Here is a 12,095-nt window from a genome sequence, read left to right as displayed (position 1 = left end):
CAGGCTACGGCGTGACGAGTGTGAGCACGTCGTCGGCCAGGGTCGGCTCGGCCGCGTCGAACCACGTCACCCGCTGGTCGCGGCGGAACCAGGACCGCTGCTTGCGCACGAACCGGCGGGTGGCCTGCGCGGTCGTCGCGGCGGCCTCCTCGATCGAGCACTCGCCGTCGAACGCGGCCAGCACCTGCTGGTAGCCCAGCGCGCGGGACGCCGTGCGGCCGTCGCGCAGCCCCCGGGCCTCCAGCGCCCGCACCTCGTCGACCAGGCCGTCGTCGAACATCCGGGCCACCCGGGCGTCGACGCGCTCGTCCAGTTCGGACACGTCCCGGTCCAGGCCGACGAGCACGGTGCCGTAGCGGGCGGGGCCCGGCTTGGGCAGGGTGGCGGAGAACGGCTGACCGGTCAGCTCGATGACCTCCAGCGCCCGGACGACCCGGCGGCCGTTGCTCGGCAGGATCGCCAGGGCCGCGGCCGGGTCGAGCTGCGCCAGCCGGCCGTGCAGCGTCTCCGCCCCGAACACGGCCAGCTCCTGCTCGAGCTGGGTGCGGATCTTCTCGTCCGTGCCGGGGAACACCAGGTCGTCCAGCACGGCCTGCACGTACAGGCCCGAGCCGCCGACCAGGACCGGCGTGCGGTCCTCGGCGAGCAGCCGTTCCACGACGGCGCGCGCTTCGCGCTGGTAGGCGGCCACCGACGCGGTCTCGGTGACGTCGAGCACGTCCAGCAGGTGGTGCGGGACGCCGTGCCGCTCGGGTTCGGTGATCTTGGCCGTGCCGATGTCCATGCCCCGGTAGAGCTGCATCGCGTCCGCGTTCACCACTTCGCCGCCCAGTTCGACGGCCAGCCGCACGGCGAGGTCCGACTTCCCGGTGGCGGTGGGCCCGACGACGGCGATGGGGGTCTTCACGGGCTCAAGCCTCCCAGACGGCGACGTGGTAGCCGACGCCGAAGGGGGCCAGGAACGTCGACCGGGCGCAGCGCCACGGGCCCGGGACACCCGCGGCCACCTGCCACGCGGCCCGGCCGGTGGCGCCCAGCTCGGCGGCCAGGGCGGGGTCGAGGGCGCGCAGCGCGGCGGCGTCGGCGGTGGCCAGGGCCTTGCGCACGTCGTCGTCGAACGGCCCGGCGCGGTCGTCGGGGCGGCCCACGGCCAGCTCGCCGTGGCGGTGCGAGCCGTCTCCGAGGACCAGCAGGGCCGCGGAGCCGGCCAGTCGTTCGCCGAGGGCGACGCAGTCGGCGGTGGGCAGGTCGGGCGGGACGAGGTGGACGCGGACGGAGCGCGCGCCCGCGTGCTCGCGCAGCCAGGCGGCGATCAGGACGGGAAGGGGGAGGTCCCGGTCCGGCTCGTCCACCGGGGGCGGGGCGGTGGAGAGGGAGGCGCGCACGTCCACCCCGAAGCCGTGGAACGTGCCCGTCACGCCCTCGACCACCCGCGGGCCGGACGGGTCGACGCCCACGGCCACCCAGTCCGGGGAGCGGGCGGCCAGGTCCCGTGCCGCGGCCAGGCACGCCGAGCGCACCGGTTCGGTGTCCCGGACGGCCCCGGAGACCAGTTCGGGCACCAGCAGCGGGGGGTGCGGCACGACCACCAGGCGCGAGATCATGGCAGTCCACGCTACTCATCGGCCACCACCGGTACCGATGCGAGCCTTGACCTGTTTGAATGCGCGCGAGGTACTGGGCACTCTTAGGGAGCGTCGCGGTACTCGGGTGCTGGGCCCCGTCGTAGGCGGGGCGCCCGTGGTCGGCACGGGCACCACGAAGTGGGCAGGCGAGGAGGAAGCCGGCGATGACGGAACACGAGACGACACCGGGAACCACTGGCGACAGTGGTGCGGGGGCGGTGGTCGAGGAGACCCGGGTGGAAACGACGCCGGTCGTCGCGCCACCGGCGGTCCCCGTGGCGTCGGACCACCCTGACCGCTGGGGGCGCGTGGACGCGGACGGCACCGTCTACGTCAAGACGGCCGAGGGCGAGCGGGTCGTCGGTTCCTGGCAGGCGGGCGAGCCCGCCGAGGGCCTGGCGCACTTCGCGCGCCGGTTCGACGACATCCGCACCGAGGTCGAGCTGCTGGTGACGCGGCTGACCTCCGGCGCGGGCGACCCCAAGCACGCGCTGACCAGCGCGAAGCACGTCCAGGAGAGCCTGGCCGACGCGGCGGTGGTCGGTGACCTCGCCGCACTGGCCGCACGCGTCGAGTACGTGCTCGTCCTCGCCGAGAAGGGCCTGGAGGCCGCGAAGGCCGCCAAGGACGAGGCCCGTGCGGCGGCGGGGGCGCGCAAGCAGGAGCTGGTCGAGGAAGCCGAGGCGCTGGCCAACGAGTCGACGCAGTGGAAGGCGGCGGGCGACCGGCTGCGGCAGATCCTGGACGAGTGGAAGACCATCCGGGGCGTCGACCGCAAGACCGACGAGCAGCTCTGGCGGCGGTTCTCCAAGGCGCGTGACGCGTTCAACCGCAGGCGCGGGTCGCACTTCGCGGACCTGGACCGGCAGCGCAGCGTGGCCAAGAACCGCAAGCAGGAGCTGGTCGAAGAGGCCGAGAAGCTCATCGAGTCCGACGACTGGGGCCCCACGGCCGGTCGGTACAAGGAGCTGATGGTCGAGTGGAAGGCCGCCGGGCGTGCGCCCAAGGAGGCCGACGACGCGTTGTGGCAGCGGTTCCGCGCCGCGCAGGACGCGTTCTTCGCCAAGCGGTCGGAGGCGTTCAGCGAGCGTGACGCCGAGTTCGCGGCCAACGCGAAGCTGAAGGAGGAGCTGCTCGCCGAGGCCGAGCGGATCGACCCGTCGGTGGACCTGGAAGCCGCGCGGCAGCAGCTCTACAAGATCCAGGAGCGGTGGGACGCGATCGGCAAGGTGCCGCGCGAGCGGGTCCGCGAGCTGGAGGGCAAGCTCCGGACCATCGAGGAGCGGGTGCGGGGTGCGGTCGACGCGCAGTGGCGTCGGTCGGACCCGGAGGCCGAGGCCCGGGTCGCGCAGTTCCGCGAGCGGGTGGAGCAGTTCGAGGCGCAGGCGGAGAAGGCGCGGTCGGCCGGGGACAAGCGGCGGGCCGAGCAGGCCGAGGCGCAGGCCAAGCAGTGGCGTGAGTGGTTGGCGGCGGCCGAGCAGGCAGTGGCCAGCCGCTAGTGCTGACGATCAGGCCCCGTGCCGTTCCCCTCCCGGAGGGGAGCAGCACGGGGCCTGATCGCACCCGGACACCCGGCGCGGCCGCCGAAGCACGAGAACTGCGGTAATCGTCCTGGCACGGGCCGTTACCTTGGGCGGGTGGAATCGGAACAGGCGTCGTCGAGTGCGCACAACGTCGTGAGCGGTCGGGTGGACGGCCCCGTGACGATGGCCCACACGATCGGCTCGACGGTCTACGGCCTCCCGTGGACCAGGGTCGTGCTGGTCGTCCTGGCGATCCTGATCCCGGTCTTCTCGATCTTGCTGCTGGCCGGCTACACGGTCTACCGCGCGATCACACCCGTCGCGCCGACGACGGTGGTCTCGGTCGTGCCCGCCCCGCCGTCCTCCGCACCTCCGTCGACGTCCGCGACGACATCGCCCGCGACCACCGCCACCTCCGCCGCACCGGACCCGGTAGCCCAGGTGGTGCTGCCCGTCGCCACCACCACGATCCGCCCGGCCGTGAACGCGCCTGCGCCGACTACCACCGCACCCACCACGACTGCGCCCACGACGAACCGGCCCGGCGAGCCGACCACGACGACGACCAGTGCGGCCGGGAACCAATGCACCGGCAACCCACCCTGGCTCAACTGCGTGCCGTGACCCCAGCGCGGCCGGCCCGCGGCGGACATCAGAATTGGTCCGTCCCGGCCGGACCAGCTGTTCGGCGCGGGTCAGGCAGGCGTTGAGCGCCACCCGTTGCGAGGTGGTGTCGGCGAGACGCACCCGGACCACGACCGGGTAGTCGTGCAAGCGCGGGCCGCGGTGGATCTCGTGCACCGCACCACGTCGTCCGCGAGCGGCGGCCGCAACGTCAGCCGCTGGGTGCCCAGCTCCCCGTCCCGCCTCCGGCGGTCACTGCATCGGGGGGCGGGAGGCGGCCAGTTTCATCCACTTGATCAGCAGGATGACGATGGCGACCACGGCGAGGATGAGGCCGGCGCCCGGGCCCGGGCCGGGGTGGTGGCCGGTGGTGGTTTGGGTGGTCCAGATGGAGAGGACGCCGGCCACGGAGGCGGCGAACGAGGTCAGGGCGCAGATCCAGGCCAGGGTCCAGCGGCGCAGGGCCAGGGTCAGGGCGGGGAGCAGGACGCCCACGACGACGGCGGCGTAGGCGAAGAGCTCGGGGAGACCTCCGCCCTGGCCGAAGAGCAGGCTCAGGCCCTGGATGTCGTCGGTCCACGGGAGGATCAGGGACACCAGGATGGCCAGGGAGGCGACGGCGATCGTCAGGGCACCGGAGCCCGGGTCGAAGCGCCGGGCGGCGGAGCGGCCGACGTCGTCGATCTCCTCGCGGAGGCCGGCCAGGTCGTCCGGGTCGTGCTCGCTCATCCGACCGCGCACCCGCCGACCGCCGCGGGCAGGGGGGCGGGCTTGCCGAACGACGGCAGGCCCAGCGTCACGCCCGGTGTCTTCGGCTTCAGGCCCGCCTCGGAGCGGTCGCCCGCCTTGGTGCGGCGGTGGGACAGCAGGGGGCCGTCGGCGATCAGGTTGTGCGGCGCGCCGTAGGTCACGACGGTCTCCACGACGTCACCCGGGCGGACGTGGGCGTCGCCGGGGGTGAAGTGCACGAGGCGGCCGTCGCGGGCGCGGCCCGTCATGCGGTGGGTCTCGGCGTCCTTGCGGCCCTCGCCGGAGGCGACCAGCAGCTCGACCCTGCGGCCCACCTGCTCGCGGTTGAGCTCGTGGGCGATCTCGTTGACCAGGGTGACCAGGCGGTCGTAGCGCTCCTGCACGACCTGCTTGGGCAGCTGGTCGGGCAGCTCGGCGGCGGGGGTGCCGGGGCGCTTGGAGTACTGGAACGTGAACGCGGAGGAGAACCGCGCCTCGCGGACGACGTCCAGGGTGGCCTGGAAGTCCTCCTCGGTCTCGCCGGGGAAGCCCACGATGATGTCGGTGGTGATGGCGGCGTCGGGCATGGCCGCGCGGACGTTGTCCAGGATGGACAGGTACTTGGTGGTGCGGTACGAGCGGCGCATCTCCTTGAGGACGCGGTCCGAGCCCGATTGCAGCGGCATGTGCAGGGAGTGGCACACGGCGGGCGTCTCGGCCATCGCGGCGATGACGTCGTCGGTGAAGTCCTTCGGGTGCGGCGAGGTGAAGCGGACGCGCTCCAGGCCCTCGATGCCGCCGGTGGCGCGCAGCAGCTTGCCGAACGCGAAGCGGTCGCCGAACTCGACGCCGTAGGAGTTCACGTTCTGGCCCAGGAGGGTGACCTCCAGCACGCCCTCGTCGACCAGCGCCTGGACCTCGGCCAGCACCTCGCCGGGGCGGCGGTCCTTCTCCTTGCCGCGCAGCGACGGGACGATGCAGAACGTGCACGTGTTGTTGCAGCCGACGGACACCGACACCCAGCCCGAGTAGGCCGAGTCGCGGCGGGCGGGCAGCGTCGAGGGGAAGGTCTCCAGCGAGTCCAGGATCTCGACCTGCGCCTCGCGGTTGTGCCGGGCGCGTTCGAGCAGCACGGGCAGCGAGCCGATGTTGTGCGTGCCGAAGACCACGTCCACCCACGGCGCGCGCTTGACGATCTCGCCCTGGTCCTTCTGCGCGAGGCAGCCTCCGACGGCGATCTGCATGTCGGGGTTCGCGGACTTGGCGGGCGCGAGGTGGCCGAGCGTGCCGTAGAGCTTGTTGTCGGCGTTCTCCCGCACGGCGCAGGTGTTGAACACGACGACGTCCGGTGTGACGTCGCCTTCGGCGGGCGTGTAGCCCGCGTCCTCCAACATGCCGGCCAGGCGCTCGGAGTCGTGCACGTTCATCTGGCAGCCGAACGTGCGGATCTGGTAACTGCGAGTCACTGCACCTAGTCCTTCCGTCGGGTCCAGCGTAGAGCGTGGACGTGCGACGATGCGCAGGTGTCGGGAACGCTCCTGCGGTTGCACGCGGTCGGGGCCGCATTGGCCCTGGCCACCCTGTCGTTGACGGCGTGCGCCGACGACCTGGACCAGGTCAAGCTCACCATGGCGGCCGGCAGCCCCGGCGGGGTCTACCACAAGCTGAGCGTGGCCCTGGCCGACGCGTGGACCCGGGAGCCGGGCATCCCCCGGCCGCAGGTGGCGAACACGGCGGGCTCGGTGGACAACCTCGACCGGCTGCGGGCCAACCAGGCGCAGGTCGGGTTCTCCGCGGCCGACGCGGCGGAGGAGAAGCAGAAGGGCGACGGCGGGCACAAGCTGTACGCGCTGGCCCGGATGCACGACGACTACCTGCAGCTGATCGTGCGCGACGACCTGCCCGCGACCAAGCTCGCCGACCTGAAGGGCCTGCGCGTCAGCGTGGGCGCGCGCGACTCCGGCGTGTGGCTGATCGCGCAACGGCTGCTGAAGGCGGCGGACATGTCGCCGGAGGCGGACCTCAAGGTGCAGTACATGGACCTGCCGACCAGCGTCGAGGCGATGCGCGCCGACGCGCTGGACGCGTTCTTCTGGTCCGGTGGCGTGCCGACGGACGCCGTCACCGACCTGGCGACCACGGTGAAGCTGCGGATGCTGGACCTGGGCGACGTGCTGCCGGAGCTGCGGGAGCGGTACCCGGTGTACGGCTCGGCGACCCTGCCCGCGTCGGCCTACCGGCTCGAGGGCGGACCGGTCGTCACCCTGGTCGTGCGCAACTTCCTGCTGGTCAACGACACGATGTCCGAGGACGTGGCGGAAGCGCTGGTCAGGGGCCTGTTCCAGGCGCAGTCGGACCTGGTCGCGGCGAGCCCGGTGGCGAGGTCGATAGAGGTCCGCTCGGCGATCGAGACGACCCCGATCGAATTGCACCCCGGCGCCATGCGCTATTACCGGGACGTGAAGGTTTAACCGCTGGAACATCATTCCTGCGGTGGAACCGGCACGCCTGGCGGCTCGCCCAAGTCGGGGTCAAGCGTGAGATCGCACGGTGCTTTTTCCTGCTGGGCCGTTAGGGTGACGGCAAGCGCGGGAGCAGCGGTGGGCCGCGCGGCATTCGACACCGAAGCGGGGAGCTCATGTCCGTTCACTCGGTACGCGCGCGCATTCGCGAAAAGGATTATCCGTTCTTTGCCCGACCGGTATTCCCCCGACTGGGAGTCGTCGTCGCGATTCTCGCGGTGCTGGCCGGCACCGGTTTCGACGCCTCACCCAGGTGGCCGACGCGCATTCAGGTGTTCGTGGCCAACAGCGGTTCCGACAACGTCACCGTGTACGACACGCGGCTGGGCGAGGTGACGGCCACCATCGGGGTCGGCGCCTACCCCGCCGGTGTCGGCGCGCACCCGTCGGGCCACCGCGTCTACGTCGCCAACGAGTCGTCCGACACCGTCTCGGTGATCGACACCCGGTCCCTGGCCGTGGTCGCCACCGTGCCCGTGGGGACCAACCCGTTCGGCGTCGCGGTCACGCCGACGCACGCCTACGTGACCAACTTCGGCTCCGGCGACGTCACGGTCATCGACACCGCGACGAACGCGCCGGTCGCCGCGATCCCGGTGGGGCGGTTCCCGCACAGCGCGGTCGCCAGTCCCGACGGGGCCCGCGTGTACGTGACCGTCAACGGCGGCGACAGCGTCACGGTCATCGACACCTCGACCAACGCGCCGGTCGCCACGATCCCGGTCGGGGTCTTCCCGTCGGGCATCGCCCTCTCGCCCGACGGGAAGCTGCTCTACGTGGCCAACACGGGCGACGACACGGTGACCGTCATCGACGCCGCCGCCAACCGGCCCGCGGCGACGGCCAAGGTCGGGAACGCGCCCCTCGGCGTCGCGGTCACCCCCGGCGGCCGGGTCCACGTCGCCAACACCGGCTCGAACACGGTCAGCATCCTCGGGCCGACCGGCGACCCGCTCGGCCAGGTCAAGGTCCAGCGCATGCCCGAGGGCGCCGCGGCCGCGCCCGACGACAGCTCCGCCTACATCACCAACACGGGGTCGGACACCGTCTCGGTCATCGACGCGGCGAGCGGCAAACCCGTCGCCCGGTTCGCCGTGGGCAAGGGGCCCGAGGGCGTGGCCGTCACGTCGTGACCGGTTCAGACGGCCGGGAACTCGACGGTCACGCGCAGGCCGCCGCCCTCCGGTGACTCCAGCCGGATCGAGCCGTGCACCCGTTCCACGATCTGCCGCACGAGGGCCAGCCCCAGGCCCGAGCCCTGCACGTTCTGGTGGGCCGGGCTGCGCCAGAACCGGTCCGTGGCGCGGTCGAGCTCGTCCGGCGCCAGGCCGGGCCCCTCGTCCTGCACCGACAGCCGCACCACGCCGTCGCGCCGGCGCACGTCGACGCGCACCAGGGTGCCGTCGGAGGTGAACTTCAGCGCGTTGTCCAGCAGCGCGTCCAGCACGGTCTCCACACCGCGCGGCGGCACCAGCGCCCGGCCGCCCGGCTCGCCGTCCAGCACCAGGTGCACGTCACGGGCCGCGGCGGCGGGCTGCCAGGCCGACAGGCGACCGGCCACCGCGCGGTCGACGTCCACCGGAACCGGGTCGACGGACGGCGCGCCCGCCCGCGCCATCGACAGCAGCTCGTCCAGGATGCGGTTGAGCCGGTTGGCCTCGTCCAGCGCCGCCGCCTGGTGCGCCGCGCCCTCGCCGGCCACGTGGTCCTCCAAATTGGACAGACGCAGCTTCAGCGCGGTCAGCGGGTTGCGGAGCTGGTGCGAGGCGTCGGCGACGAACGCCCGCTGCGCCGCCAGCACGTCGCCCACGTTGGCGGCCATCTGGTCGAACGACCGCGACAGCTGGCGCAGCTCCGGCGGCCCGTCGGACGAGCCGACCGGCTCCACGGGCTGCCCGGACACCACCGCGGCCAGCAGCCGCCCGGTCGCGTCGTCCAACCGCCGCACGGGCCGCAACGTCCACCGGACCAGCGGCAACGCCACGAACACGCCCAGCGCGAGCACCAGCAGGCTGCCGCCGAGCAGCACCGACCACCACAGCAGCACCTCGCCGCGGGTCTTCGACGTCGGCGAGAACGTCACCACCGCGCCCCGGACCTCGCCCGCCTCCAGCACCGGCTCGGCGAGCACCAGCTCGGTCGACTCCCACGGCATGACCAGCTCCGGCGCGACCGGCTGGCGACCGGCCAGCGCGCCGCGCACCAGGTCGGCCACCTCGGGCGCGGACACGTCCACGTCGTCCGAGGACGCCGCGACCACCTGCCCGTCCCGCCCGAGCAGGGCCACCCGGATGCCGTACAGCTCGTGGTAGCGGCGCAGCTCCGGCTTGAGCACCTCGGGCTGGTCGTCGATGAACGGCCGCTGCGCCACCGACGCGAACCGCGTGGTGTCGGTGAGCCGGTCCAGGAACATCTCCTGCTGCTCGGCCTGGGCCATGCCCCGGCCCAGCGGGACGCCGAGGCCGAGCAGGACCAGCACGACCAGCGTCAACACGATGCCCAGCAGCCGCGACCGCACTCAGCCCCCGCTCAACCGGTACCCGACACCGCGCACCGTCTCCAGCAACGAAGGACGCCCGAGCTTGGTCCGCAGCGTGGCCACGTGCACGTCCAGGGTCCGGTTGGCCCCCGCCCAGGTGCGTCCCCACACCTCGGCCAGGATGCGCTCCCGGGTGCACACCGCGCCACCCGCCGCCACCACCAGCGCCAACACCTGGAACTCCTTGCGCGACAACGCCACGGGTTCACCCGCCACGGTGACCTCGTGGCGGGCCAGGTCGACCCGCACGTCGGCGACCTCGAACACCTCGGTGCCGGTGCCTCCGACGCCGACCGGGTCGCCGCGCCGCCGCCGCACCGCGTGCACGCGGGCCACCAGCTCGCCCACGTCGTAGGGCTTGACCAGGTAGTCGTCCGCGCCGGCGTGCAGGCCGAGGATGCGGTCGTCGATCTCGCCGCGGGCCGACACGACGATGATGGCCACGTCACTCGCCGCACGGATGTGCCGGCACAGCGTGACACCGTCCACATCGGGCAGGCCCAGGTCGAGCAGCACCACGTCGACCCCGGTCAGCCGATCGAGCGTCCCCCGACCGGTGGCCTGCCGGTCCACCGTGAAACCGCGCCGCGTCAGCGCCGGCACCAGCGCTTCTGCCACCCGGTCGTCGTCCTCGACCAACAGCACGCGCACCGTGGAGCCTCCCCGATAAGTGTCGCCACCCTGTGACAGAGTTGAGACCCTAAGTCTTGCTCAACCGCCTGGACTGGTGTGGTGATTCACACCTAGGTTTCCGCCATCGCTCAGGAACCCCTACTGGAGGACTGATGACCGCCGCCACTCCTGCTCCGCCGATGATCCGGATGGCGGGCGTGGACAAGTTCTTCGGACCCCTGCACGTGCTCAAGGGCGTGTCGCTGGAGGTGCCGAAGGGGCAGGTCGTCGTGGTGCTCGGGCCGTCCGGCTCGGGCAAGTCCACGCTGTGCCGCACGATCAACCGGCTGGAGCCGATCGAGTCCGGTGTCATCGAGGTGGACGGCCAGCCGCTGCCCGCCGAGGGCAAGGAGCTCGCCCGGCTGCGCGCCGACGTGGGCATGGTGTTCCAGTCGTTCAACCTGTTCGCCCACAAGAGCATCGTCGACAACGTGATGCTCGCGCCGGTGAAGGTCCGCAAGACCCCGGCGGCCCAGGCCCGCAAGACGGCCATGGAGCTGCTGGAGCGGGTCGGCATCGCGAACCAGGCGGAGAAGTACCCCGCCCAGTTGTCGGGCGGGCAGCAGCAGCGCGCGGCGATCGCCCGCGCCCTGGCGATGCGGCCCAAGGTGATGCTGTTCGACGAGCCGACCTCCGCGCTGGACCCCGAGATGGTCCAGGAGGTGCTGGACGTGATGACGACCCTGGCCAAGGAGGGCATGACCATGCTCGTGGTCACCCACGAGATGGGCTTCGCCCGCAAGGCCGCGGATCGCGTCATCTTCATGTCCGACGGCGAGGTCGTCGAGGACTCGACGCCGGAGGCGTTCTTCTCCGCGCCGAAGTCCAACCGCGCGAAGGACTTCCTTGGCAAGATCCTGACCCACTGAAGTCCCACGACCGCGGCGCTGAGCCTGGCGCCGCTCTACCGAACAAGAGCAGGAGAAGGACGATGAGGGTTCGCACCCTTGCGGTGGCGCTGCTGGCCGGCGGCCTCGCCCTGACGGCATGCGGCAAGGAGGGTGGCCCCGGCGACACCGGCACGCCCTCGCAGCAGGTGGCCGCCGACGTGAAGGTCGAGGGCTCGCCGACCTTCGACAAGATCAAGTCGCGTGGTCGCGTCGTCATCGGCGTCAAGGAAGACCAGCCGGGCCTGGGCTACAAGGACCCGACCAGCGGCAAGTTCACCGGCTTCGACATCGAGATCGCGAAGCTGGTCGCCGCCAAGCTCGGCTACGGCGACGACAAGATCGACTTCAAGGCGATCCCGTCCGCCGGTCGCGAGCAGGCCCTGATCAACGGTGACGTGGACTACTACGTCGGCACCTACACGATCAACGCCAAGCGCAAGGAGCAGGTCGCGTTCGCCGGCCCGTACTTCACCGCCGGGCAGGACCTGCTGGTGAAGAAGGACGACAACTCGATCACCGGCAAGGACGCGCTCAAGGGCAAGAAGGTCTGCTCGGTGACCGGCTCCACGCCGATCCAGAAGGTCAAGTCCGAGGGCCTGACCGAGCCGGAGAACATCGTCGAGCTGCAGAACTACTCGCAGTGCGTCGAGCAGCTGGAGCAGGGCGCCGTCGACGCCGTCACCACCGACGACGCGATCCTGAAGGGCTACGCCTCGCAGTCGCCCACCACGTTGAAGGTCGTCGGCAAGACGTTCTCGAACGAGCCGTACGGCATCGGCCTGGCGAAGGACGACAAGGCGCTGCGCGACAAGGTCAACGACATCCTCCAGGCGGCGCTGGACGGCGGCGACTGGCAGAAAGCCTACGACACCACCCTGGGCAAGTCGGGCTCCACGACCGAGAAGCCCGTGCTCGACCGCTACTGATCACGGCACGCGGCCGGTCGTCGGTGCTCCGGCGGCCGGCCGCAC

At 72.0% G+C, this 12,095-nt stretch carries 12 protein-coding genes; 6 read left to right on the top strand and 6 right to left on the bottom strand.

Translation table 11 applies throughout. From position 1 onward, the window contains the following. Window positions 1-4: 4 nt before the first annotated feature. Both miaA and ACIQMJ_RS23680 read right to left on the bottom strand, forming a co-directional pair. Window positions 5-907, bottom strand: coding sequence for a tRNA (adenosine(37)-N6)-dimethylallyltransferase MiaA (miaA, locus tag ACIQMJ_RS23685; protein WP_499763186.1), 903 nt, complete (start codon window positions 905-907; stop codon window positions 5-7). 4 nt (window positions 908-911) lie between these two features. Continuing rightward, window positions 912-1,604, bottom strand: coding sequence for a class III extradiol ring-cleavage dioxygenase family protein (locus tag ACIQMJ_RS23680; RefSeq protein WP_499763185.1), 693 nt, complete (start codon window positions 1,602-1,604; stop codon window positions 912-914). Window positions 1,605-1,789: 185 nt separating this feature from the next. Here ACIQMJ_RS23680 and ACIQMJ_RS23675 point away from each other — a divergent pair, with 185 nt between their 5' ends. Both ACIQMJ_RS23675 and ACIQMJ_RS23670 read left to right on the top strand, forming a co-directional pair. Then, the gene (locus tag ACIQMJ_RS23675; RefSeq protein ID WP_499763184.1) at window positions 1,790-3,124 is read left to right on the top strand and encodes a DUF349 domain-containing protein; all 1,335 of its coding nucleotides are present in this window, start codon (window positions 1,790-1,792) and stop codon (window positions 3,122-3,124) included. Window positions 3,125-3,262: 138 nt separating this feature from the next. Next, window positions 3,263-3,772: a hypothetical protein gene (locus ACIQMJ_RS23670; protein ID WP_499763183.1), complete on the top strand. Its 510-nt coding sequence runs from the start codon at window positions 3,263-3,265 to the stop codon at window positions 3,770-3,772. A 252-nt stretch (window positions 3,773-4,024) separates the two neighbouring features. Here the strand turns inward: ACIQMJ_RS23670 and ACIQMJ_RS23665 are convergent, their stop codons facing one another. Continuing rightward, window positions 4,025-4,501, bottom strand: a complete 477-nt coding sequence (locus ACIQMJ_RS23665) for an Rv2732c family membrane protein (protein ID WP_499763182.1) — start codon at window positions 4,499-4,501, stop codon at window positions 4,025-4,027. Next, window positions 4,498-5,967: a tRNA (N6-isopentenyl adenosine(37)-C2)-methylthiotransferase MiaB gene (gene miaB / locus ACIQMJ_RS23660; RefSeq protein WP_499763181.1), complete on the bottom strand. Its 1,470-nt coding sequence runs from the start codon at window positions 5,965-5,967 to the stop codon at window positions 4,498-4,500. The genes ACIQMJ_RS23665 and miaB overlap by 4 nt, the downstream gene beginning before the upstream one ends. Window positions 5,968-6,024: 57 nt before the next feature. On the opposite strand from miaB, the gene ACIQMJ_RS23655 reads away from it, so the two are divergent. Beyond that, window positions 6,025-6,972 (top strand): TAXI family TRAP transporter solute-binding subunit, encoded by a 948-nt coding sequence (locus tag ACIQMJ_RS23655; protein WP_499763180.1) that lies wholly within the window; start codon window positions 6,025-6,027, stop codon window positions 6,970-6,972. 329 nt (window positions 6,973-7,301) lie between these two features. Then, a complete protein-coding gene (locus tag ACIQMJ_RS23650) occupies window positions 7,302-8,156 on the top strand; it encodes a YVTN family beta-propeller repeat protein (protein WP_499763179.1) in 855 nt (284 codons plus the stop codon). Window positions 8,157-8,161: 5 nt separating this feature from the next. Here the strand turns inward: ACIQMJ_RS23650 and ACIQMJ_RS23645 are convergent, their stop codons facing one another. Both ACIQMJ_RS23645 and ACIQMJ_RS23640 read right to left on the bottom strand, forming a co-directional pair. Beyond that, window positions 8,162-9,541 carry a HAMP domain-containing sensor histidine kinase gene (locus tag ACIQMJ_RS23645; protein ID WP_499763178.1) on the bottom strand — a complete coding sequence of 460 codons (1,380 nt, stop codon included), beginning with the start codon at window positions 9,539-9,541 and terminating at the stop codon, window positions 8,162-8,164. Next, window positions 9,542-10,213: a response regulator transcription factor gene (locus tag ACIQMJ_RS23640; protein WP_233819972.1), complete on the bottom strand. Its 672-nt coding sequence runs from the start codon at window positions 10,211-10,213 to the stop codon at window positions 9,542-9,544. A 161-nt stretch (window positions 10,214-10,374) separates the two neighbouring features. Here ACIQMJ_RS23640 and ACIQMJ_RS23635 point away from each other — a divergent pair, with 161 nt between their 5' ends. Both ACIQMJ_RS23635 and ACIQMJ_RS23630 read left to right on the top strand, forming a co-directional pair. After that, on the top strand, window positions 10,375-11,103 hold the full coding sequence (locus ACIQMJ_RS23635) for an amino acid ABC transporter ATP-binding protein (protein WP_499763609.1): 729 nt from the start codon (window positions 10,375-10,377) through the stop codon (window positions 11,101-11,103). Between the two features lie 62 nt (window positions 11,104-11,165). Continuing rightward, on the top strand, window positions 11,166-12,050 hold the full coding sequence (locus tag ACIQMJ_RS23630) for a glutamate ABC transporter substrate-binding protein (protein WP_499763177.1): 885 nt from the start codon (window positions 11,166-11,168) through the stop codon (window positions 12,048-12,050). Window positions 12,051-12,095: the final 45 nt, after the last annotated feature.

The sequence above is a fragment of the Actinosynnema sp. NPDC091369 genome (genome assembly GCF_044757065.1).
Classification (GTDB): Bacteria; Actinomycetota; Actinomycetes; order Mycobacteriales; family Pseudonocardiaceae; genus Actinosynnema.
The sequence above is the reverse complement of the archived record's forward strand: the minus strand, read 5'-3'. Positions and strand labels throughout refer to the sequence as shown.